Source organism: Pseudophaeobacter sp. TrK17 (assembly GCF_042192375.1).
Taxonomy (GTDB): domain Bacteria; phylum Pseudomonadota; class Alphaproteobacteria; order Rhodobacterales; family Rhodobacteraceae; genus Pseudophaeobacter.
Map to the genome: position 1 here is coordinate 1,461,705 of NZ_CP071700.1, position 20,960 is coordinate 1,482,664.

The following is a 20,960-nucleotide window of genomic DNA, read 5'->3' on the forward strand; positions in this document are numbered from 1 at the left end:
CTCAACATCATCGGGGTGACCACTATGTCCGGGGCAAGAACCGGCCTGTCCGGGTTTATCAACACATTGGAAGAAACGCTGATCGCGTTGCTTCTGGGGCTGATGACGCTGATAACATTTGCCAATGTAATCGCGCGATTTGCCTTTAACTCCAATATCCTTTGGGCGCTGGAACTGACAGTTTTCCTGTTTGCCTGGTTGGTGCTACTAGGGGCGTCCTATGCGGTTAAGACCCATACGCACCTGGGCGTGGATGCCATCGTCAATATCCTGTCACCGGGGGCGCGCCGGGGTGTGGCGCTTGTTGCTGCGGCGGCTTGCCTGGTGTTTTCCCTGCTGCTGCTGAAAGGCGCCTATGACTACTGGGCGGTGTTTGCGGATCTGCCGCCAACCTCTGGCCGCTGGTTTCCAACCGGGTTTGACATGAAGGCGCGCAGCCAGAGTTTTTACGAGGTGCAGGATGTGCCCATGGTGGGTCTTTTCCGCTTTTTGGAAGAGCTGATCAACTACGGCGACTCTTACGAGAAACTGCCCAAGGTGGTGCCCTATGTGGTGTTGCCCCTGTCAATGCTGTTGCTGGTTTTCCGCTTTTCCCAAGCCCTGATGCAGGTGCTGCGCGGCGAGGCGGATCGGCTGGTGGCCAGCCATGAGGTCGAAGATGAGTTGGACGAGGCCCGCGCCCGGGCTACCGAGGGAGAAAACTGATGGATGTAATTTTTCTCTTTGCGATGGTGATTGGCCTGATGTTGATCGGGGTGCCGATTGCCATCTCGCTGGGCCTCAGCTCGGTTCTGTTTTTGCTGATTTATTCCGACAGTTCGCTGGCGAGCGTTGCTGGCACTCTGTTTGAGGCCTTTGAAGGCCACTTTACCCTGCTGGCCATCCCGTTTTTCATTCTGGCCTCTACCTTTATGTCCACTGGTGGCGTGGCGCAGCGGATCATTCGCTTTTCCATCGCCTGTGTTGGGCATTTCCAGGGTGGCCTGGCCATTGCCGGTGTTTTTGCCTGCATGATGTTTGCGGCACTCTCTGGCTCTTCGCCTGCCACGGTTGTTGCTATCGGTTCGATCGTGATCGCAGCGATGCGCCAGGCGGGCTACACCAAGGAGTTTGCAGCCGGTGTGATCTGTAATGCCGGCACCCTGGGCATCCTGATCCCCCCCTCGATCGTCATGGTGGTCTATGCGGCCTCAGTGGATGTCTCGGTGGGGCGGATGTTCCTGGCTGGCATCATTCCGGGCCTTTTGGCAGGCATCATGCTGATGGTGACGATCTATGTGATTGCCCGGATCAAAAACATGCCCAAGGGCACCTGGGCCGGTTGGGGCGAAGTTGGTGCTTCGTTCCGGGAGGCATTCTGGGGTTTGTTCCTGATCGTGATCATCATGGTGGGTATCTATGGCTACCCTTGGTACTCGGCGGAGCTGGGGCTTTATAAAGAAGACGCCATCTTTACCCCCACGGAAGCGGCTGCTGTGGCTTCGGTCTATGCCTTCTTTGTTGCCACCTTTGTCTATCGTGACATGGGGCCTTTGGCTGAAACCGAACAAACCCCGCGCCGGTCGGTGTTTCAGGCGCCGCAGGCTTTGCTGACGGTCTGGGCACATAAGGACACCAAGAAAGCGCTGTTTGATGCGGGCAAGCTGACGGTGACGCTGATGTTTGTGATCGCCAATGCACTGATCCTGAAACATGTGCTGACCGATGAACAGGTGCCGCAGCATATCGCCAATGCGATGCTGTCCGCAGGTTTTGGGCCGGTGATGTTCCTGATCGTGGTGAACATTATCCTGCTGATTGGTGGTCAGTTCATGGAGCCTTCTGGATTGTTGGTAATCGTGGCGCCGCTGGTGTTCCCTATTGCCATTGAGCTGGGCATTGACCCGATCCATTTGGGCATCATCATGGTTGTGAACATGGAAATCGGTATGATTACCCCGCCGGTGGGCCTGAACCTCTTTGTTACCTCCGGGGTGGCAGGCATGCCGATGATGGCGGTGGTGCGGGCGGCCTTGCCCTTCCTGGCGGTGCTTTTTGTCTTCCTGATCATGGTGACATATATCCCCTGGCTGAGCACCTTGATCCCCAATGCGCTTATGGGGCCTGAGATTATCACCAACTAAAGCGTCCGGCCTGTAACCTGCGGTATCGCGCATCACTTTTTGCGCTGAGCCGCGCAGGCGAAGGCCGCGAACAGGTGGTTCATGTTTAAGGCCGGGCGCTCTAGGGGTTTGGCTCCAAGTGAAACAGAAAACGCCCCGGATTTGGTCCGGGGCGTTTTTGTTTTGGCGGCGTAAGGGCTGGGCGGCGCCTGCCTATGGGTTAGGGGCCAACTGCAATAGGGGGATCAGCTGGCGTCGAGGGCGGCGATAATGGGGGAGAAATCTGCGGCCTTTAGGCTGGCACCGCCAACAAGGGCGCCGTCGACGTTGGAGGTGGCAAAGATTTCAGCGGCATTGCCCGGTTTTACCGACCCGCCATAGAGCAGGCGGGTAGCATCGGCCATTTCGGTGCCGAACCTGGTGGTGAGGGCCTGGCGCAGGAAGTCATGGACTTCGGCAATTTGGGCCAGGCTTGGCACTTTGCCAGTGCCAATGGCCCAGACTGGTTCATAGGCGATGACGGTGTTTTGGCCTGTGGCACCGTCGGGCAGGGAGGCGGCCAGTTGGCTGCCAACAACGCTCAGGGTATCTCCGGATTCGCGCTCTGCCAGGGTTTCGCCAAGACAGACAATGGCGGTGAGACCGGCGCTCCAGGCGGATTTTGTTTTTGCAGCAACGTCTTCGCTGCTCTCGTTATGGTCGGCGCGGCGCTCTGAGTGGCCTAGAATGACAGCGGTCGCGCCGGCGTCTTTGAGCATGTCAGACGACAGGTCGCCGGTGTGAGCCCCAGCAGTTGCTGCGTGGCAATCCTGGCCGCCAATAGCCACAGGGCTATCTGCAGCAAGCTCTGCTGCGCGGGACAGCAGCGTGGCAGGGGGGCAGATCAGCAGCTCTGATGTGGCGGCGCGTTGGCCCTGTATCAGGGTTTCAAGCTCGGCCAAGGCTGCGCTTGTGCCATTCATCTTCCAATTGCCCGCTGCCATTTTCTGCCGCATCTGTCGCTCCCCTGGTCAATATCTGGCCAAGTGGTAGCACCGGGGGCAGGGCGGGGCAATCGGGCAAGGGCCTGAGGGCGAGGCCTTTTGCCATTTCATGAGCGGGGACGCCATCTGTCAGCGCAGGCACCATCGGCTAAATGGGCTGCGAACCTGTCACAGGTTTGGCACATCCTTGAAGCTGATGGATTCACCACAGCCGCAGGCCTCTGACACGTTGGGATTATTGAACTTGAAGGCGCTTTCCAACAGCGAGGTCTCATAGTCGATTTCGGTGCCAAAAAGGAACATCTGCGCCATGGGGGCGATCAGCACCTTGGCGCCGTCCTGTTCCACCACCTCGTCGTTCTTGTCCGGCTCGTCGACATATTCCATGGTGTATTCCATCCCCGCACATCCGCCCTTTTTGACGCCAATGCGCAGGCCTGCGTGGCCACCGCTGGTCATCAGTTTGGTGATCTGGGCCGCAGCCCGGGGGGTGATTGTCACAGCCTGTTTGCCGGGAATGCCGAACATGAGTGTCTCCAATGCGCGCGTTTCCTCTTATCTAGGCCCGCGAGGGGGCAGGCTCAAGAGGCAGTGGACAGCAAAACGGGCCGCAAAGGGACAAGCGGCCCGTTCAAACCTAACACAGCAGGGATTTATGAGACTTAAAGCCCCATGCAGTTGGCGTAGTAGGTGACTGTTGCGGGCCAGTCAGAAAAGATGCCTTCGATCTCGACATCCTGGGCCAGAACATCAAGAATTTCGTAATAGCTGGAGGCATTGCTGACCGCGGGCTGTACGGTCTGGAAGTACCAGCCGCCCCCTGTGGTCAGCGGGCCAGAGCGCTCCAGGGTCCAGGTAATCAGCTTGAGCCCGGCGGCCTTGGCCTCCTTGGCGTAGGGGGAGGGCACCATTTTGCCATCTTCAAGGGTAACCAGCATCCACATCGGGGGGGCGATGTAGTTCACACCCATATCGGCCAGTTCCTGCATCGTGGGGCTAAAGCTGCTGGGATCCATTGGATCCAGCGGCGTTGCACCGCTGTAGCGCCCATCCAGATAGACCGCCTGTTTGCCAAATGCGGGCTCGTTCTGGATCCAGTATTTCACCACCTCCAGATCAAAGCTCTGGGCCCAGACATCGGTCGCGGGGATGTCGGCCGCCTTGTAGTCGTCGATCATCTTCTGGGCGTAGGCCTCCAGAGTGAAGCCGTTGAAGGGCATCTCAACCGAGGGGGATTTGAGCTCTGGGGTGAACTTGGCGCCCAGAGATTTGAACAGGGCGATGGATTCCGCATGGGTCATTGCGGTGGCACCATCCGCATATTGGCTGCTGCGCCAGGAGGGCGAGCCACCCTGGGAGGCCGCCGCTGTGGTAGCTGTCTTGTCAAAGCTGTCCATCTTGGGCGTCAGGCTGCGGAACTGCTCCAGGGTGATCTCTGAGCTGCGGCATTCGGCCGAGGCGGGGGCGGTGCCGCTGGCCGGGGTGAACGGCGTGATGCAGGTTTCAGCCAGATCGGTGGTCAGGATATTGGTGGTGGTGTGCAAATCGTTTTGCGCGTGACGGCAGATCAGCTCCAGATCCTTGGTGAAGGTCACGTCGCATTCCAAAATACCCGCGCCCATCTGCGCGGCGGCAACATTGGACTGCACGGTATGTTCCGGGAACATCAGCGGCGCGCCCCGGTGGCCAATCGAAAAGGTGCTGCGGGCAGGCAGCTGCGCCGCACAGGACTGCAGTTTTGACTTCAGCGCCCCTTCGGGCAGCTTTTCGATCAGATAGGCCGGGCGGGGACCATAGCTGAGACCCGTCTCAGCGGCGTTGACCTCTGGCGCGAAACTGGCGGATCCAAGGGTGAGAGCGATGAGCGACAGGGTAAGGGCGTTGCGCAATGGAATTCTCCAAAGAAGTTGATTTTCAAAAGAGAAATCGCGGCGAAAGGTAAAACCTTTGCCGCGATCCGATGAAGCTTTTGTGACCTCTTTGAGGTTGAGCCCGGGTGGAGCTTACATGAAGCCCAACTCGAGGCGGGCCTCGTCTGACATCATTTCCATACCCCAGGGCGGCTCCCAGGTGATTTCCACATCAACGGATTTGACCCCAGCCACAGGTGAGACGGCGTCAACAATCCAGCCGGGCATCTCACCGGCGACAGGGCAGCCAGGGGCGGTGAGCGTCATGATGATCTGCACGTCGTTTTCATCAGAGATGTCGATGGTGTAGATCAGGCCCAGCTCATAGATATTGACCGGAATTTCAGGGTCATAGACTGAACGGCAGGCCTCGACGATCTGATCGAAGAGCGGGTGTTCAACGGAAGACGGCGCAATCAGCGGCGTTCCTTCAAGCGGTTCGGAAGCGTTGGTCATGTCGATCCCTGACAGTTAATCCGACTGTTTATATAGGGAAACTGTAGAGGGAGGTCCAGAGGCAGCGAAAGAAAGCCGTCAGTTGAAGCTGGTGTTTCCAAAATATCTAAGCGGGCAGCACCAATGACGGCTGTCAGCCTATTCCGTTGAAAAACTCGCCCCAGTAGCCGCGTTGAATAGCTCACGAGATTGAGCGCGCGTTGCCTCGCCTCTTTTCAGCAGGCGATTTTTGGTGGCGGCAGGAGCTTTGCGAGCTTTCGGAGGTTCTGGGCGGTTGCTGCGAGGTGGAATTCGTCACGCGCGCCGAGAGGGCCCCGCAATCGAAGACGGTTCAGCCCCAGGATCCGCTTCAGATGGGCGAACAGCATCTCAACCTTCTTCCTCAGTTTGCAGGAGATCGCGTATTCCGTGGTCTGAGCGATAGCACGGGCCCGATCGCAGGATGGCTCATAGATCGACCGGAGCACCTTACGTGCAGGCGCCTTCGGGCAGCAGCGTGCTTTCAGTTCGCAGACATCGCAGTCGGCCTTGCTGGCCCGGTAGCGCAGCATCCCATGCTCGTCCGGCTTCTGCTCTCTGGCCGTCGTGAAGGCCCGACGGTTCTGTTTCAACTCCTTGCCGCCCGGACAGGTGTAGGTGTCCTGCTCGGCATCATAGGTGAAGTCGGTGCGTTCGAATGTTCCGTCCCGGCGCGCCGACTTGTCAAACACCGGGATATGAGGCGCGATCCCGCGCTGGCGATCCAGCCAGTCCAGCATCTCGCCCGTGCCGTAGGCAGTGTTGGCGATCAGACGTTCTGGTTGTAGGGCGAAGGTATCGCTCACACGATCGATCATGGTGCGCACCGATCCGACTTCGGCCTGGCGGATCGAACGGGTGGCCTCGACGTCAAGGATCACGCCGTTGTCGGTATCGATCAAGTAGTTGGTGGAATATGCAAAATAGGCTGGCCCACCCCGTGCCCCGGTCCATTGCGACGCGGGATCGGAATGCGAGGTGAACTTCGGATCGACCGGGCTGGCCGCGCCGAAGGCCGCATCATCCAGCGTGGCCAGATATTCCCTGACTGCCCGCGGCGCCTCCTCGGGATCGACCTTGTCTGGCTGCCAATCAGCCTTGGGCGTCGAGTTCTGCCGGTTCGCGTCAGCTTGAATGATGCTGGCGTCTGCCGCAAAGCGCTGGCCGCTTGCCAGTCCCTCCGCGATGCAGCGGGCAACCACCGTTTCGAACAGATGGCGCAGCAGATCGCTGTCACGGAAACGGCCGTGCCGGTTCTTGGAAAAGATCGAATGATCCGGCACGGGATCGGTCAGGTCGAGACGGCAGAACCAGCGGTAAGCGAGATTGAGGTGGACTTCCTCGCAAAGTCGACGTTCCGAACGGATACCCATGATGTAGCCGATCAGCAGCATCCTGATCGTCAGTTCAGGATCAACCGACGGTCGCCCAGGGCTTTGTTGCACAAATCGTTAGCGGGGATTCATGTTGCGAATCCAACGTGATAACTGGCCAGCATGAGCAGCTGGATACCGACGACTTACAAGACCACGAACTGGTCAGATTATAACGCGGCCCTGAAGCAACGTGGGTCGTTATCGATCTGGTTTGATGCTGAGATGGCTTGGGAAGCGAAACCTTCAGGTAAAAGGGGGCGCCAGCAGGCCTACAGCGACGCAGCGATCCAAGCCTGTCTGACCATGAAAGTGCTGTTCGGTTTACCGTTGCGGCAGACGACTGGGTTCGTTGAAAGCCTGTTGGCTTTGACGGGGCTTGAATGGTCCGTGCCTGACTTCAGCACTTTATGTCGGCGGCAAAAGACATTGTCGGTGGCCATTCGGTATCGCGGCTCATCCGGCCCACTACACTTGCTCATCGACAGCACGGGCATCAAAGCGGAAGGAGAGGGTGAGTGGAATGCGCGCAAACATGGCGGCCCTAAACGCCGCCTCTGGCGCAAGATACATATCGGGATCGATGAAGAAACACTGGAGATACGGGCCGTTGAGGTGACGACCAGCAGTATTGGCGATGCTCCAATATTACCTGATCTCCTTAACCAAATCCCACCCGACGAAGACCTAGGCAGTGTAACTGCAGACGGCGCGTTCGACACGCGCAAATGCCCTGAGGCGATTGCCGCCCGCAATGCCCATGCGGTCATCCCACCACGCAAGAATGCAAAACTCTGGAAGGCTGACACACCAGGTGCACGGGCACGAAACGAAGCGGTGCGATCATCAAAGTACCTCGGAAGGGCATTGTGGCGACACCTGACAGGTTACCACCGCCGAAGCCGCGTCGAAACGAAGATGCATTGTTTGAAATTGCTTGGTCAGCGCCTCTCAGCACGGGACTTCGACCGGCAGGTTGCCGAGATCCAGATCCGTGCTGCCATCCTCAATGGTTTTACCGCACTGGGCATCCCCAAAACAGTGGCTGCAGCATAAATCCGTCTGGGGTAAGGGGTACTCAACCTACAAACCTATTTGTGCAACAAAGGCCGGTTCCTCGACAATATCTTTGTCGAACGACTGTGGCGGTCGCTGAAATACGAATGCGTTTATCTGCACGCATGGGAGACCGGATCAGAGGCCAAAGCTGGCGTCAGAAAGTGGATCGCGTTCTACAACCACAAGCGCCCTCATTCCGCCCTTGGCGGCAAACCACCCGCTGTGATCTATTGGCAGAGAAACGAAACAACCAACCCCGATCAGCAGATGCAAAGAGTAGCTTAAATCACGCCAGATCCTGTCCAAGGATTGGGGAGTAGCTCAGTATTCCATCATCTATCTCCCTTGTTCACAGCTATCCTGTGATCCTATCGGGAGCTTGACCTCAGAACAGAGGCAGCCCAATTACGCATGCTTTGGGCTGACATCAGTCAACCATGTGTGCCGATCAGACCGGCGACAGAGTGTTCAGGGTGAAAACCACTCGCTGCACCGCCGCAAGTCCGCTGTGAGCTCTCTTTGACCGGTGCTGCGCAATGCACGAATGTCCGGTGTTGTCACAAAACCATGGCTAGCGCTAAGTTGGCGACCTCTCGCACAGAGCAACGGCCTCACGTGTTCTTCCTCTCTGCGTGTCGATAAAAACCGTACCTGTCACATCCCGGACGGTAGTATGGCAGTTTGTTGAACAGTTCTGGTTTGAGTTTGTGCCAGTGCTTCATCGCTTGCAAGGGCGTCTTGCTGCCCAAGGCTGATTGCGGAAGCTGTTGGTTGTAGAGCCAAACATAGCGGTGCAGCGTGGTCTCCAGTTCTTCGCCTGATCGGAAGTGGTGGCTTTGCAGCACGTCTTCGATGCGACCGTTGAAGCGCTCGACCATGCCGTTTGTTTGGGGCGATCTTTGCGGCGTCAGACGGTGTTCGATGTCCAGTTCGGCGCAGAGCTTGTCGAAATCATGTTTTCCGCTTTGTTCGCGCTTGCGCAGGCCAAAGAGACGGTCGGAGAACTCCTTTCCATTGTCTGTGAGTATGGTTCGGATGCGAAGTGGGCAAGCCCGCTCTAGATCACGCAAAAAGCGGCGCGCGTTGGCCGCTGTCTTGCTGCTGTAGATACGGATAAAAACCCAGCGTGTAGCCCGATCAATGGCAACAAACAGATACCGGCGGGAAGTTTGATCAGCCATCTGTGGCAGGTACTTCACGTCGATATGCAGATATCCCGGCTCGTATGCCTTGAAGGCGCTCTGCTTTGGGCGGGCGGCCTTTGGCTTAAGATCGCGCAGGTTGCCGACCCCATGCCGCCGCAGACACCGATCCAGTCCAGAGCGCGAGACGTCCGGGTTCAGAAACTCCCGCACCACGGCCAGCAGGTCATCCAGCGACACTAGCAAATCCTGCGAGGGTTTCGTCATTTGTTCAGTAGCGATTGTCAGTTGGCACAGGTTCTCGGCCATCGCTTCGGCGATGAAGTTCCATCACCGTGGCGAATGTGGCTGTTTAGTTTAAAGATGCACCACCACCATTTCTGGAGGCGGTGCTCAAATACAGCCAAGTTGCTGGCTATGCTGCAAACCGCGACGTAGCGTCTTTGGCTGCCTTCTCAAGACTGTCCCATGCGCTTTCAACACCGGCTTTCATATCTTCCCAAGCGTCGTCGCTGGAGGCCCTCAGTTCATCAAGTTTGGCTTGCGCCTCATGCTGCTCTTCGCGAAGGCTCTCAATCTGCTCTTGATACTTGATCTTGGCATCCGCCCCAGCTTCGTCTGTGCGGGCCTTCAACTTCTCAATCTCCGCATCCCATTCGTTCAGGCGGGCTTGGATCTTTTCGACATATGCTTGCTTCATGCTCATGTTTATCTCCTTTTCATTGCCTATCTTCTATTGGGGATGAGGTGAAAAAGCAAATAAAAACATATAGTTAAGTTGCGTCACTGAATGACCCCACCCCTTTTCATCATCGTGCAGCATTGAGGTGAGACGCATATCAACCGTTACTGCGCCTTCTTACCTAGACGTTGGCTTTTCAGTAACTTACTCTTGTTCCAACACTTCATGACACCAACGGAGACAGAATTCATGAGCGATTCTGGCGGCAAACGGACTCTAAAATTGCAAGTGATGTTGAATGACGACGAAATCAAAGCCATCGACGATTGGCGCTTTGATCACCGTCTTCCATCCCGAGCCGCGGCCATTCGCGAATTGCTGAGCCGCGGATTGCAGGGCAAGGAATTTGGCAATCCGGAAGAAAGCAAGCCATCTGGTGCATTCGGTGTTACGACGCCACCAGATGAGGGTGACTAACAGGAAAGCGAATGGCTTCTGAATTTCACGCGCAATTCAGGAAGCCAGGGCCGCAAAATGCATACGCTAAAGGCTCCGAGCAGCCTTTCAGACCTTAGAAAGAAACCCAGATTCGTGGTGGCGTGACTTTGGCCCTAACCGTTGTCGCTCGCTCGCCTCACGCCCGCAATGAGCGAAAGTTCGGTTTCCGCCCATGCCACTTGTCGCTGCATGAGCAGTGCAGAAAAAGCGGTCATTGCCAGCAAGATTGCTAAGGTTTGTTTTGTCCCGCTCAACTGACCTTGACTTCCAGTCCCAGTGCCGGTTGGGTGTGCTGGCGCGGGGAGCGGCGGCTTGGAGCCCGGATTACCGTTTTGGTTTGCCAAGGTGCCACGCGTTGTAAAGTCCCCCTCCAAGCGCCAACGCAGCGAGCAGGAGCCAGACGCCCCCGGAGTGCTCCAAGTGTACGACTCCCGTGCTTTCGTCGAAGCACCGCCCTAACTGGTTGAAACAATTTCGCCATTGAAAATCCTGAACATAGTAAAGGTAGCCAAAAGCGCCTGATAGCCCAAGAAGAGTCAGAGAAAATGTCTTTCTAATCATCTACTGGCCCCCAAAATACTGGCCCCAAAAAACGCTCCTGGGAGTTTATGGTTTTGTCCAAGAAATTCAACGTCCGTTTGGTCCCGCTCCTTACCAGTTCGCGACGTGCGTGGCCAAGGTCAGCTATCGCAGGTTCGTGCCAATGGCTGTTGGGCCGCTTTGGGCTGGCTGCCGTCATCTAGCGTCTGGGAACTGGTGCGGAAACGCTGCGACCCTGCTGCCGCACCGCCGCATGTCCGGTTTCCGCCGATTCTGTTGAAAAACAACGTGCTGCGAGCGCAGAAATTGGTGTTTTGATCTGCGCGCGAGTGCCTTTCTTATCAGGCTTTTCTCGTTTGCTGCGGTGCAGGAAAGATCTTGGCCAGTTTTCTGAGGTTCTGGGCGGTAGCGGCGAGGAGGAATTCGTCATTTGCGCCGCAAGGCCCGCGTAATCGTAGTCGTCCCAGCCCGAGAATGCGTTTGAGGTGGGCGAAGAGCATTTCGACCTTCTTTCTGAGCTTCATCGCGATCTGGTATTCTTCGGTCTTGGCCAGATCCCTGGCGACCTGACGCGCATCTTCGTGCTCTTCGCGGGTGATCTTGCGAGCATCAGCGTTAGGGCAGCATTTTTGCTTGGACGGGCAGACCTGGCAGACTTCTTTCAAGGCGCGATAGCGGGCTGTGCCCTTGCCCGTCGGTCCCCGGTTCGGATCAGAGTAATTCCGGCGGAACTGCTTGAGCGCGCGACCCTCGGGGCAGATGTATTGATTATTCTCTGCATCCCAATCGAAATCTGTGCGTGTCCATGTCCCATCGGGGCGTCCGGCCTTGTCAATCACAGGGATGTAAGGATCGATCTTGCGCTCCACGAGCCAGCCGAGCATTGGGCCTGAACCATAGGCTGTGTCGGCGATCATCCAGTCAGGGACCAAGCCGAACTTTTCTTTCACCCGCGTCAGCATGGTTTTTGTCGATCCGACCTCGGCTTGCCGGATGGAGCGTGTGGGTTCCACATCCAAGATGACACCGTGATCCGTGTCGATGAGATAATTGTCGGAATAGCTAAAGAATGCAGGGCCTTTGCGGGCTGCTGTCCACTGACTGGCGGGATCGGAATGCGAGGTGAACTTGGGTTGGACATCGCTCGCCGCTCCAAACGCGGCCTCGTCGAGCGTCTCGAGATACTCTCGGACTGCGCGGGGTGCATCTACGGCATCGATGGACGACGCATCCCATTCTTCCTTCGGTGTTGAGTTTTGCTTGTTCGCATCGGCTTCGATCAAACTGGCATCGACTGCCATGCGCTGACCGCTGGCGAGACCTTCCTCGATACAGCGGGCGACGGTCGTCTCGAACAGGTGTCGCAGAAGTTCGCTGTCGCGAAAACGCCCATGCCGGTTCTTGGAAAACGTTGAATGATCGGGAACGCGATCGCTTAGGTCGAGGCGGCAGAACCAACGATACGCGAGGTTCAGATGAACCTCTTCACAGAGCCGCCGCTCGGACCGGATGCCAAAGCAATAGCCAACCAACAGCATCCGGATCAGCAGTTCAGGATCGACGGAAGGGCGGCCCGTGTGGCTGTAGAAATCTGCCAGATAGGCGCGAGCGCTGCTCAGGTCGACGAAACGATCAATGGATCGCAGCAGGTGATCTTGTGGGACATGATCTTCCAGCGAAAACTCGTAAAACAGTGCCGCCTGCGCTTCTTGCCTCGGTCCCAACATCGCCAAATCCCCCACAATATGGGAATTGAATCAGTAGTTCAGGTCGCAATCAAGGAAGAGTTTTTCAACAAAATAAGCCCTTAGTTGCGACCCAGCACGTCAGGTTTTTCGCCCGCAAACTCAGGATATTTGACGCAAATTTCGTAGACAAAATCTCGTTCAATATTCCCTATCAAGTCAGCGAATTTTCTTCTGAAAGCGCGCTTTTCGCTAGCATCTTCGATGGCATCAATCGCCATAATTAGTTGAGATGAAGCGCCACAAAGGGTGTCTGCGGCTTCGAATATATTCTTTGCGTCATCACGTTTCATGTTGTCCCCATCTTACCGCGCACGGTTTGGCTCAAGTGAGCAGTATTATCGTCACGTTGCGGGAGTGAATGAAATAGTTGCTTTGTCCGCAGTGTTCCCCTTTGGTGACTATTAGCGGCCGCACTGCCGCAAGTCCGCTTGGCGCCCGTTCATCAGATTTTCACTGCAGCTAATGCCTGCGTTTGGGAAATCAAATCTGCATGCAGCGCTGCCAAGGTTGCAGTTCAAGGCAGGTCAGCCAAACTCTGCGGAGGCATTGCGGATTGGAATTGGGCACCTTAGAAAATCCCGTCCGTTCGCCAGTTAATATGCATTTCTGCGATGCTGGCCGAGTTGGACAGGCCGATGATCTCTAATACCAGATGCGCGATCTCGTCAGGTTGGGTCATCTCTTTTGCTGCAACGGCGTCGCCCGCCGCGGTCGCGCCCATTTCTGTCGCGACAAGGCCCGGACAGAAGGCCGTCGCGCGGATGCCATCGTCCCAGCCCTCAAGGCGCAGAGCATGGGCCAAACCAATGGCGGCGAATTTGCTGACCGAGTACAACGCGGAGCCTTTTGACGCCACACGTTTGCCAGACAGTGACCCGAGGATCGCCACCCGCCCGCATCCGCAGGCCCGCAACATCGGCCATGCCGCTTTGGCGAGGCGGCGCGGGGCGCGCAGGTTGATCTCTAACAGGGTGTCGACCTCGCCTTCCTCAGCGTCGATGATCGATGTGTCGGTGAACAGGCCGGCATTGGCGACAATCGTATCAATCCGGCCATGCCTTGCGACAGTGGCGTCCACCCACTTAGCTTCGGTGCTGCGCGAGGTGGCGTCATAAGCGTGGAGCTCGGTGAGCTGCGGATCAAGCCCATGGGGCAAAACTGATGGATCACGCAGACCAAGGCTGACGTGCCAGCCCCGCGCTTGCGCCGCCTTTGCAATGCAATAGCCGATGCCTCTATTGCCGCCAGACAGCATCATGACGGGCCTGTCTGATGTGCTCATAGGGAACCTGTGCGTTTGACGGCCACGCCATTTTGCATGATCAGCGGCATATGCGCGCCTTGTTCGGTCAGCAGGTCCAGATTGTTCAGCGGGTTGCCGTCCACCGCGACCAGATCAGCAAACGCACCGGGCACCAAGGCACCGATCTGCCCTTCCATCCGCAGCACCTTGGCCGCGTCCAGTGTGGCAGAGCGGATCACATCATGCGCAGGAATATAACGCCCACGCAGGGGGAATTCGCCAGATTGTTCGGACTGCATGCCGCCCAACAAATCAGAGCCGTAGCCCATGGTTACTCCGGCGTCATGCATTTTGACCAGCCGCTCCAACCCGGGCAGGCGCACATCTTCGATCTTGGCGACCGATGCCGGTTGCAGGCCAAATTCTGCTCCGCGACGGGCCAGCAGGTCATAGGTGATGTTCGTCGGCACGACGACCGCCCCGTCGCGGGCCACGCGGGCGATGGTGTCATCGCTGATCAGGTTGCCGTGTTCAATACAGGTGATGCCGCAATCCAGTGCCCGTACGATGGCTTCGTCCGCATAAAGATGCGCGGCAACATAGGTGCCAAAATTATCGGCAATTTCGACGAGCGCCTTTAGCTCTTCTGTGGAGAACACCAGATAGCCGACGGGATCAGAGGGCGAGGACACGCCGCCGTCCGCCATAACCTTGATGAATTGCGCCCCGGATTTGATTTCCTCGCGGGCGGCGCGCAACACTTCGGGCAGGCCGTCACAAATCCGGCCCATAGAGCCCAGTTGATTGGCGTACCATTCGACAGGGCGGTTGTCGTAGGGGCCGCGATAATCGGTGTGGCCACCAGTCTGGGACAGGGCTTTGCCACAGATCACCAACCGCGGCGCTATGAAATACCCTTGCTCAACGGCCTGTTGCAGGCCGCGGTCAGCACCGCCGAGATCTCGCACCGTGGTAAAACCACGCATGAGCATTTGGTACATCAGCCGCGCGCTTTTGGCCGCGATCAAGGACGAGGGGGCGGCCGCGTTGGCCCCAAGATTGGCACTGGCTGCGATTGTATGCACGTGACAATCGACCAGCCCGGGCATAACGGTATATCCCTTAAGGTCGATCTCTTCGTCGGCAGTGAAAGAAACCGTCGGTGCAACCTCTTTGATCTTACCGCTCTCGATGGCGATCTGCATCGGATCTGTGGGTCGGTCTTGGCTGCCGTCAACGATGCAGGCGTTTTTGATCAATATGCTGGTCATTGGGTCTTCCTTAGTTTGATTTTTTCTGTACCGCCAATGCAGCGGTTCAATGCCTAAAAGCGGGGATCAAATGTTGGGCAATCCGGCTCATTTCGTTCAGGTCTTCTGCCGTATATGCGTCCAGGCTCGCATTCAGCGATAGCACGCCAACCGTCTTTCCCTCTGAGATCACCGGCGCGCAGGCACAGGCCTTGCAGCCTTTGGATAGGATCAGTTGCGCATCGGGAAAGGCCCAGAGCACCTCATCCGCGCCGTTGCCCAGCCATGTCTGGCCGCCGTCAATCACCAGCTTGCCCCAAGGCGTGCCTCCCATCGGTTTGAGCGCGCCGATCTGGTAGTCATCTGGCGAGGAGCTATGCACACGCAGGACATTCACCGGGTCGGGTAGAATTTTCAGAATGGTCAGAAAACGAAAGCCGAACTGTGTTTCGCAGGTTTGCGTGACCTGTGCGAAGACTTCCTGCATCTGCGCGGCAATCCTGTGGTCTTGGTCAGCCATAAATCATCTCCGGGAGCCAAATGGTGATTGCAGGGAAAGCGACAAGCAACACGAGGGTCAGCACATCCATGCTGATGAACCAGGTGACCCCTTTGAAGATCGTCGGCAGCGTGACCTGATCGCCAAGTGCGCTTTTGATCACAAATATATTTAGGCCCACAGGCGGGGTGATCAGCCCGATTTCCAACAGCTTAATCAGGATGATGCCGAACCAGATCATGTCCATTTCGAGCGATACGGCCAGCGGCAGCACCAAGGGCGCGGTCAGCAACAGCAAGCCGATGGAGTCGATGAACATACCCAACACGATATAGAGAACCGAGACTGCGGCAATCAGCATGAGAGGCCCCGCAGCGCTTTCGACAAAGAGCTGTTCCAGCACTTTGTTCAACCCCGCCACCGCCACATAGCGCGTCAGCAGTGCGCCACCGATGATGATCACGAAAATTGCCGCAAAGGACAGGGCGGATTGTTTCAGCGCCGACCAGAAGCTGGCGGGGGAAAAGGTGCGCATGGCGATTGCGATCAATACGGCCCCTAATGCTCCAAGAGCACCGGCCTCCGTGGGGGTGGCCCAGCCCATCGAAATCGAGCCCATGACAATTGCGATCAGGATCGGTAGCGGTGCAATGTCCATAAGAAGCTGTCCAGCACCCACCGTTGGCTCATCTTCTGCCGTGGCTCCTCCGCCTGCAAGGCTAGGGTTGAGTTTGCACCGGGTCACAATCATGGCGATGTAGATGGCCATCGACAATATTCCGGGCAATATCCCCGCCATGAACAGCGCCCCAATCGAGACATCCGAATACACGCCGTAAAGGATCATCACGATGCTTGGCGGGATCAGTGACCCGAGCGTCCCGGAGGCCGCAATCGTCCCGCAGGCAAGACCCGGATCGTAGCGGCGGCTCAGCATTTCAGGGATTGCGATCTTTGACATGGCAGAGGCCGTGGCCACCGAAGACCCCGAGGCCGCCGCAAAGAGCGCGCTTGCCAGAACGCTGGAACAGGCCAATGCACCGGGCAGGCGGGCCAAGACTTGACGCGAGGCGCGAAACAATCCGCTGGTCAACCCGGTCTCGGAGGCCACATAGCCCATAAGCAGGAACATCGGTATGGCCGAAAAGCTCCAGTTGGAGGCGAGGTCATAGGGGATGCGCGCAAGGGACCCAATGGCCGCGCGCAGGCTGATCTCATAGGTGATGCCGACAAAGGAGACCGCGATCAGCGACAATCCGACGGGGACGCGAATAGCGATCAACGAAAGCAAGGCACCCAAAGCCACCAGAATTGGAGTGATATCTTCAAGCATCTTATTTTACGCCCTTAGTGTTGCGGATAGTCAAAGCAAAGGCTGCCGCAGTTGAGCTCGCAAAGGCCACTGGCAGAATCCAACGCACAGGCCAGACCGGCATCAGATTGACCCCCATCGCCACTTCGCCTCGTCCAGTGGATGATACGGCCTGTTCAAATGTGATGTAGGTCAACAGTCCATAAATCCCGACGGACAAAAGACCCGAAACAATCACCGATAGCCTTTTGGCTGCGACAGGAAAAAACCGATAGAACAGATCTGTATCAATATGTTCGCCCCGCACCTCAAGGATCATAATGGGCAGGAACACGACTGGGATCATGCAATAGAATGATACGACTTCCATGGTGCCAGTGAGCGGCGCACTGAACGCAGTGCGCAGCGCCACGTCCAAAGAGATCGCCAGCAAAATTGCCATGACAGCGAAGGCCGCGATCGCGAGTTGCAGACGCGCGACACGGTCTAGCAATTCAAACGGCCTGGAAAGGGCATTTAGGATCATCGGGAAGCCTTTGGTGAAGAAAGGGAAACCAAAGACCGCAGAGCTCAGTCTGTCGGTCCAGGCGTGATGCGGCCACACCAGAACTGTGGCCGCACCAGGCGTTTCGCGGGGTTTATTGCAGGCCGTATGTGGCCAGATCGAGTTTGTCGTAAATCTCTGCTCGCATCATATCAGCCAGCGTCTCTTTGTCCTCGACGGGTACGTCGGCCAGCTTGGCATCCCACTTATCAATCGTCGCCTGGAACCGTGCGAGCAAAGCCTCGGCCTCTGCGATTTTATAGGTTTCCTGAATGATCGGCACGGCGTTCTCTGGCTGTTTGGCACGGAAGGCAGAAATCGACGCGGTAAGATCTTCGCCGGGTGCGTGGAAGGTTACACCCTCGGCTTTGAGGCTCTCTTCGGCTGCAGCTTCCTCCAGCAAGGTCCCGTCAACGATCAAAGCAGCCATAGCGTCGGCCTCCGCATAAAGTGCGGCGCGACGTTGATCTATGGTCAATTCAGCCCAAACCGCCGGGTTGTAGCCATGGCCCAGACCTGCCCAGAACATGGTCACAGGCATATCAGTGATATGGGGTGCGACTTCATAAAGTTTACGAACATAGGCGTCAGCGGCTGTTGTTGTGGTGCAGGTCAGCGCGCCCTTATCCAGCGCGCCATACTGTTCGTTGGTGTTAAACGACACAGTCGCAGCACCGGCCGCATTGGCCCATTCAGCAGGCGCACGGCCCGGCAGACGAAGCTTGGCACCGTTCAATTCTGCAAGCGTGGTGATTGGTGTGTTGCAGATCAATTTGTACTGGTTCGTCGTGTAAGACCCGCCATAAACGACGCCGTGGCCGGCCCATTCTGCCAACAACATTGGCTCGGTCATGTTGAATTCGGTGGCCGCCGCAATTACCACGCGCGGATCGCCGAAGGTCATGCCCAGCTCTTCAAGCGCGTTGGCCACAGGCAGGTCGCTTGGCGTGTATTGCGCGAAATGGCCTGAAACGTCAGCGAGGCCATCTGCGATCTCTTGCAGGTTGCCGCCCGCCGTCACGCGCGCAGATCCCAGTTCGACCTCGGCTACCAATGTGCCGCCAGAGCGTTCGGCAAGCGCTTCGGCCCAATATGTATACAGATAGCGCGAATATTGGTGTTGCGGCGGTAGCCAGGTGGCGGCGGTGATTGTATCGCGAGCCATCACAACACTTGGGCCCAGAATGGCCCCACTGAGGGCTACGCCCAAGATGAAAGTCGTTTTCATTTGTCTTCTCCACTGTTGGTTGTTTTTTTGCTTTGCAAAGCGCTGAAATCAGGGGTGATTGCAGGCTTTATCACCGCCCCTGTAAGGAAGAACTGGGCAAACCCCTGCCGCATATGTCGGGTTGCGACCTCTTGATGGCCGAAGGAATTGGTAAACCCGTAACCGCGCAAAGTGTTCGATGCGATGGCCCAGTGGGTCTCCTGTTCGGCCTGCGACAGGGCTGGCAGATCAAACGTATCGGTCCAAAACCGCAGTAGGTTTTCGCGCCATACGACAATGGCATCTTGCGCCGCCTCAGAGAGGAATTCTTCGACACGCATCCCCAGGGACATCTCCATGGTGGCGATGAACAAATCACTCGCAAAGGCTGCTGAAGTCTCAATGACAAATTCTTCAAGCCCAATTTCACCGGATCGCAGCCTTTGGGATATCCGGGTCAAGCAGATCGCAAACTCCGCCAGCACATCTTCGAAAGCGGCAACGACAAGCGCGTCCTTGCTGGCAAAATGATGAAATAGAGCCCCCCTAGACACGCCCGCCTTCTTCAAAAGCGGTGCAATTGAAAGCCCTGCAAACCCATTTGAAATCAGCTGATCGATCGCCGCCCGCTTGAGGGCGGCAACGGTTTTCTCAGAATCGCGAATGCGCGCTGTTGGGAGTTTTTTGTCCATTATTATCATCCTGATTATACCGACCGATCGGTATGTAAGGTGCCTCAATGGAGCTCATGCTGTCAATATGTTTTCCAATGACATGTCTAAAAACGGGTCAAGCGCCTGTATCACAACGTGAAATTCTTGTGCTCATGTGGCTATGGGCGAGAATTCCGTCCAAGATGGTGAAGCGGTCTATGCGAAGTTTTGGGGAAGCCGCGATGCCGCACTTGGACATCTGGACAAAGGCCGGTGTGGGCCGTTCCAGTCGTCGACCGGGCCACAGATGTAAGGTTTTTGAAAGGTCGCTTTTTGCGCTTTTCTGCCGTTCGTGCAGGTTGCGGCAATGGGCAATTTGGGCTCGAAGCCGCCTTGTGGCGAGGCGACCCTATGTCTGCTGCCGGGAGGTTTGTCCCCTGTCAAGGTATCACTGTAGCGTCCCGCTCTGTCGATCAGCTCCGATTGGAAAGCCTGCCAAAAGGGGCTGATCGCAGATGTTCATGAAGGGGCTCTAGTCGTTGATGTCTGTCTCGAAGGTTTTTACCTGGCCAGAAGGCAGAGCAAAATAGCGCCGCATCAGCAGCCAGGAGATCAGCGACAGGGCGGCGAACAGGAAGATCAGGATCGGCAGGGCAAGAGCACCGCTGCCCAGCACCGCCAGCAGGATGCCGCAGGCCAGGGCGCCCAGGGCAAAGCCCAGAAAGACAAAGCCGGGGGCCAGGACCTCTAGGATGGCGAGCACCAGCGCGGCGGCGCACCAAACCCACCAGAGTTCCCAATAGGAGGCTGCAACCGGTTCCATCATTTGCCACCTTTCAGCAGCTTGAAGGCATCGCCAAAGGCCTCAATTGCGTGGGCGGGCAGCACGATGGTCTGTTTGCCTTCGCCGTTGCCAAGCGCATTGAGCGCCTCAACCTGTTTCAGGGCCACCTGATACTGCGCCGCCTCGATGCCATTTTCGTGGATCGCCTTGGCCACGACTTCGGTGGCATAGGCCTCGGCGTCGGCCTGAATGCGGCGGGCCTTGGCGATCTGTTCGGCGGCATAGAGTTCGGCATCGGCAGACAGTTCAACTGCGCGTTTGCTCCCTTCGGCCTCGGTCACCTGGGCGCGGCGGGCGCGTTCGGCGTTCAGCTGTTGCAGCATGGCGTCGCGGGTGGCCTGATCCAGGTTCACGTCCAGGATTTCTGCGCGGGTGACTTCGATGCCCCAGTCATCCACCGCGTCCTCGACGCTTGCCTGGATCTGGCCAATCAGCTGGGTACGGTTTGACTGCACCTCGTCCAGGTCCATCTTGCCGATCTCGGCGCGGACGATACCTGCCACGGTGGTGGCAATGGCGGCATCCACGTCGCGGATCCGGTAGACGGTTTTTTCTGGTTCGGTAATACGGTAGAACACAGAGGTGTCGATCTGCACCAGCACGTTGTCCTTGGTGATGGCATCCTGGCTGGCACTGGGCAGCTGGCGTTCCAGAATTGAAATGCGATGCGCCACCGCGTCCAGCAAGGGCACGATAAAGTTGATGCCGGGTCCAAGCACCGAATGCAGGCGCCCAAAGCGCTCGATCACAAATTTTTCGGACTGGGGTACGATGTGGACGCCTTTGAAGATGATGACGATCAGGAAGATCGCCCCCAACAGGTAGATGGCGTTTTGTGAAATTAGACCAATGAGAAAATCTTCGTTCATCGGGCCCTCCTAGAAAAAGTTGTGTACT

Annotated in this window: 20 protein-coding genes and 3 pseudogenes; 5 read left to right on the forward strand and 18 right to left on the reverse strand. The window is 57.1% G+C overall.

The window, feature by feature from the left end; genetic code table 11:
* Positions 1 to 24: 24 nt before the first annotated feature.
* The gene (locus tag JZI28_RS06790; RefSeq protein WP_295453174.1) at positions 25 to 705 is read left to right on the forward strand and encodes a TRAP transporter small permease; all 681 of its coding nucleotides are present in this window, start codon (positions 25 to 27) and stop codon (positions 703 to 705) included.
* The gene (locus JZI28_RS06795; RefSeq protein ID WP_295453151.1) at positions 705 to 2,123 is read left to right on the forward strand and encodes a TRAP transporter large permease; all 1,419 of its coding nucleotides are present in this window, start codon (positions 705 to 707) and stop codon (positions 2,121 to 2,123) included. The genes JZI28_RS06790 and JZI28_RS06795 overlap by 1 nt, the downstream gene beginning before the upstream one ends.
* A gap of 224 nt (positions 2,124 to 2,347) precedes the next feature.
* Here JZI28_RS06795 and tpiA read toward each other — a convergent pair whose 3' ends face one another.
* From tpiA to JZI28_RS06820, 5 genes and pseudogenes are all read right to left on the reverse strand, one after another.
* On the reverse strand, positions 2,348 to 3,097 hold the full coding sequence (gene tpiA, locus JZI28_RS06800; RefSeq protein WP_375699652.1) for a triose-phosphate isomerase: 750 nt from the start codon (positions 3,095 to 3,097) through the stop codon (positions 2,348 to 2,350).
* A gap of 156 nt (positions 3,098 to 3,253) precedes the next feature.
* On the reverse strand, positions 3,254 to 3,613 hold the full coding sequence (locus JZI28_RS06805) for an iron-sulfur cluster assembly accessory protein (protein ID WP_027239831.1): 360 nt from the start codon (positions 3,611 to 3,613) through the stop codon (positions 3,254 to 3,256).
* 134 nt (positions 3,614 to 3,747) lie between these two features.
* Positions 3,748 to 4,974 carry a glycerophosphodiester phosphodiesterase family protein gene (locus JZI28_RS06810; RefSeq protein WP_375699653.1) on the reverse strand — a complete coding sequence of 409 codons (1,227 nt, stop codon included), beginning with the start codon at positions 4,972 to 4,974 and terminating at the stop codon, positions 3,748 to 3,750.
* Between the two features lie 114 nt (positions 4,975 to 5,088).
* Entirely contained in the window at positions 5,089 to 5,451 is a 363-nt protein-coding gene (locus tag JZI28_RS06815) for an SUF system Fe-S cluster assembly protein (protein WP_295453142.1), read from the reverse strand.
* 215 nt (positions 5,452 to 5,666) lie between these two features.
* Positions 5,667 to 6,899, reverse strand: a pseudogene (locus tag JZI28_RS06820) (IS1182 family transposase); the annotation flags it as partial.
* Positions 6,900 to 6,965: 66 nt separating this feature from the next.
* Here JZI28_RS06820 and JZI28_RS06825 point away from each other — a divergent pair.
* Positions 6,966 to 7,898, forward strand: a complete 933-nt coding sequence (locus JZI28_RS06825) for an IS5 family transposase (protein ID WP_375699654.1) — start codon at positions 6,966 to 6,968, stop codon at positions 7,896 to 7,898.
* 48 nt (positions 7,899 to 7,946) lie between these two features.
* A pseudogene (locus JZI28_RS06830) lies at positions 7,947 to 8,186 on the forward strand (integrase core domain-containing protein); the annotation flags it as partial.
* A gap of 326 nt (positions 8,187 to 8,512) precedes the next feature.
* On the opposite strand, the pseudogene JZI28_RS06835 reads toward JZI28_RS06830, so the two are convergent.
* Together JZI28_RS06835 and JZI28_RS06840 are read right to left on the reverse strand one after the other, a co-directional pair.
* Positions 8,513 to 9,289 (reverse strand): annotated as a pseudogene (locus tag JZI28_RS06835) (integrase core domain-containing protein); the annotation flags it as partial.
* Between the two features lie 169 nt (positions 9,290 to 9,458).
* The gene (locus JZI28_RS06840) at positions 9,459 to 9,749 is read right to left on the reverse strand and encodes a hypothetical protein (RefSeq protein ID WP_297340747.1); all 291 of its coding nucleotides are present in this window, start codon (positions 9,747 to 9,749) and stop codon (positions 9,459 to 9,461) included.
* A gap of 225 nt (positions 9,750 to 9,974) precedes the next feature.
* Here JZI28_RS06840 and JZI28_RS06845 point away from each other — a divergent pair, with 225 nt between their 5' ends.
* Positions 9,975 to 10,202 (forward strand): hypothetical protein, encoded by a 228-nt coding sequence (locus JZI28_RS06845; RefSeq protein ID WP_297340746.1) that lies wholly within the window; start codon positions 9,975 to 9,977, stop codon positions 10,200 to 10,202.
* A gap of 902 nt (positions 10,203 to 11,104) precedes the next feature.
* Here JZI28_RS06845 and JZI28_RS06850 read toward each other — a convergent pair.
* From JZI28_RS06850 to JZI28_RS06900, 11 genes are all read right to left on the reverse strand, one after another.
* A complete protein-coding gene (locus tag JZI28_RS06850; RefSeq protein WP_375699182.1) occupies positions 11,105 to 12,490 on the reverse strand; it encodes an IS1182 family transposase in 1,386 nt (461 codons plus the stop codon).
* 80 nt (positions 12,491 to 12,570) lie between these two features.
* On the reverse strand, positions 12,571 to 12,801 hold the full coding sequence (locus JZI28_RS06855; protein ID WP_375699655.1) for a hypothetical protein: 231 nt from the start codon (positions 12,799 to 12,801) through the stop codon (positions 12,571 to 12,573).
* Between the two features lie 278 nt (positions 12,802 to 13,079).
* On the reverse strand, positions 13,080 to 13,793 hold the full coding sequence (locus tag JZI28_RS06860; RefSeq protein WP_375699656.1) for an SDR family NAD(P)-dependent oxidoreductase: 714 nt from the start codon (positions 13,791 to 13,793) through the stop codon (positions 13,080 to 13,082).
* Positions 13,790 to 15,025, reverse strand: a complete 1,236-nt coding sequence (locus JZI28_RS06865) for an amidohydrolase family protein (protein WP_375699657.1) — start codon at positions 15,023 to 15,025, stop codon at positions 13,790 to 13,792. The genes JZI28_RS06860 and JZI28_RS06865 overlap by 4 nt, the downstream gene beginning before the upstream one ends.
* 46 nt (positions 15,026 to 15,071) lie before the next feature.
* Positions 15,072 to 15,524 carry a GAF domain-containing protein gene (locus tag JZI28_RS06870; protein ID WP_375699658.1) on the reverse strand — a complete coding sequence of 151 codons (453 nt, stop codon included), beginning with the start codon at positions 15,522 to 15,524 and terminating at the stop codon, positions 15,072 to 15,074.
* Positions 15,517 to 16,836, reverse strand: coding sequence for a TRAP transporter large permease (locus JZI28_RS06875; protein WP_295455199.1), 1,320 nt, complete (start codon positions 16,834 to 16,836; stop codon positions 15,517 to 15,519). The genes JZI28_RS06870 and JZI28_RS06875 overlap by 8 nt, the downstream gene beginning before the upstream one ends.
* A 1-nt stretch (position 16,837) precedes the next feature.
* Positions 16,838 to 17,419 carry a TRAP transporter small permease gene (locus JZI28_RS06880; protein ID WP_375699659.1) on the reverse strand — a complete coding sequence of 194 codons (582 nt, stop codon included), beginning with the start codon at positions 17,417 to 17,419 and terminating at the stop codon, positions 16,838 to 16,840.
* Between the two features lie 34 nt (positions 17,420 to 17,453).
* Complete coding sequence (locus JZI28_RS06885; RefSeq protein WP_375699660.1) at positions 17,454 to 18,587, reverse strand: hypothetical protein; 1,134 nt, start codon at positions 18,585 to 18,587, stop codon at positions 17,454 to 17,456.
* The gene (locus tag JZI28_RS06890) at positions 18,584 to 19,258 is read right to left on the reverse strand and encodes a TetR/AcrR family transcriptional regulator (protein WP_375699661.1); all 675 of its coding nucleotides are present in this window, start codon (positions 19,256 to 19,258) and stop codon (positions 18,584 to 18,586) included. The genes JZI28_RS06885 and JZI28_RS06890 overlap by 4 nt, the downstream gene beginning before the upstream one ends.
* Before the next feature lie 493 nt (positions 19,259 to 19,751).
* Entirely contained in the window at positions 19,752 to 20,042 is a 291-nt protein-coding gene (locus tag JZI28_RS06895) for a hypothetical protein (RefSeq protein WP_353401194.1), read from the reverse strand.
* Complete coding sequence (locus JZI28_RS06900; protein WP_295455205.1) at positions 20,042 to 20,932, reverse strand: SPFH domain-containing protein; 891 nt, start codon at positions 20,930 to 20,932, stop codon at positions 20,042 to 20,044. The genes JZI28_RS06895 and JZI28_RS06900 overlap by 1 nt, the downstream gene beginning before the upstream one ends.
* Between the last annotated feature and the right edge of the window lie 28 nt (positions 20,933 to 20,960).

Bases quoted from the DNA above. Each gene is read 5' to 3' on its own strand.
- JZI28_RS06790 (WP_295453174.1), top strand. From the start codon at position 25: ATGTCCGGGGCAAGAACCGGCCTGTCCGGGTTTATCAACACATTGGAA.
- JZI28_RS06795 (WP_295453151.1), top strand. From the start codon at position 705: ATGGATGTAATTTTTCTCTTTGCGATGGTGATTGGCCTGATGTTGATC.
- tpiA (WP_375699652.1), bottom strand. From the start codon at position 3,097: ATGCGGCAGAAAATGGCAGCGGGCAATTGGAAGATGAATGGCACAAGC.
- JZI28_RS06805 (WP_027239831.1), bottom strand. From the start codon at position 3,613: ATGTTCGGCATTCCCGGCAAACAGGCTGTGACAATCACCCCCCGGGCT.
- JZI28_RS06815 (WP_295453142.1), bottom strand. From the start codon at position 5,451: ATGACCAACGCTTCCGAACCGCTTGAAGGAACGCCGCTGATTGCGCCG.
- JZI28_RS06825 (WP_375699654.1), top strand. From the start codon at position 6,966: ATGAGCAGCTGGATACCGACGACTTACAAGACCACGAACTGGTCAGAT.
- JZI28_RS06840 (WP_297340747.1), bottom strand. From the start codon at position 9,749: ATGAGCATGAAGCAAGCATATGTCGAAAAGATCCAAGCCCGCCTGAAC.
- JZI28_RS06845 (WP_297340746.1), top strand. From the start codon at position 9,975: ATGAGCGATTCTGGCGGCAAACGGACTCTAAAATTGCAAGTGATGTTG.
- JZI28_RS06850 (WP_375699182.1), bottom strand. From the start codon at position 12,490: ATGTTGGGACCGAGGCAAGAAGCGCAGGCGGCACTGTTTTACGAGTTT.
- JZI28_RS06855 (WP_375699655.1), bottom strand. From the start codon at position 12,801: ATGAAACGTGATGACGCAAAGAATATATTCGAAGCCGCAGACACCCTT.
- JZI28_RS06860 (WP_375699656.1), bottom strand. From the start codon at position 13,793: ATGAGCACATCAGACAGGCCCGTCATGATGCTGTCTGGCGGCAATAGA.
- JZI28_RS06865 (WP_375699657.1), bottom strand. From the start codon at position 15,025: ATGACCAGCATATTGATCAAAAACGCCTGCATCGTTGACGGCAGCCAA.
- JZI28_RS06870 (WP_375699658.1), bottom strand. From the start codon at position 15,524: ATGGCTGACCAAGACCACAGGATTGCCGCGCAGATGCAGGAAGTCTTC.
- JZI28_RS06875 (WP_295455199.1), bottom strand. From the start codon at position 16,836: ATGCTTGAAGATATCACTCCAATTCTGGTGGCTTTGGGTGCCTTGCTT.
- JZI28_RS06885 (WP_375699660.1), bottom strand. From the start codon at position 18,587: ATGAAAACGACTTTCATCTTGGGCGTAGCCCTCAGTGGGGCCATTCTG.
- JZI28_RS06890 (WP_375699661.1), bottom strand. From the start codon at position 19,258: ATGGACAAAAAACTCCCAACAGCGCGCATTCGCGATTCTGAGAAAACC.
- JZI28_RS06895 (WP_353401194.1), bottom strand. From the start codon at position 20,042: ATGGAACCGGTTGCAGCCTCCTATTGGGAACTCTGGTGGGTTTGGTGC.
- JZI28_RS06900 (WP_295455205.1), bottom strand. From the start codon at position 20,932: ATGAACGAAGATTTTCTCATTGGTCTAATTTCACAAAACGCCATCTAC.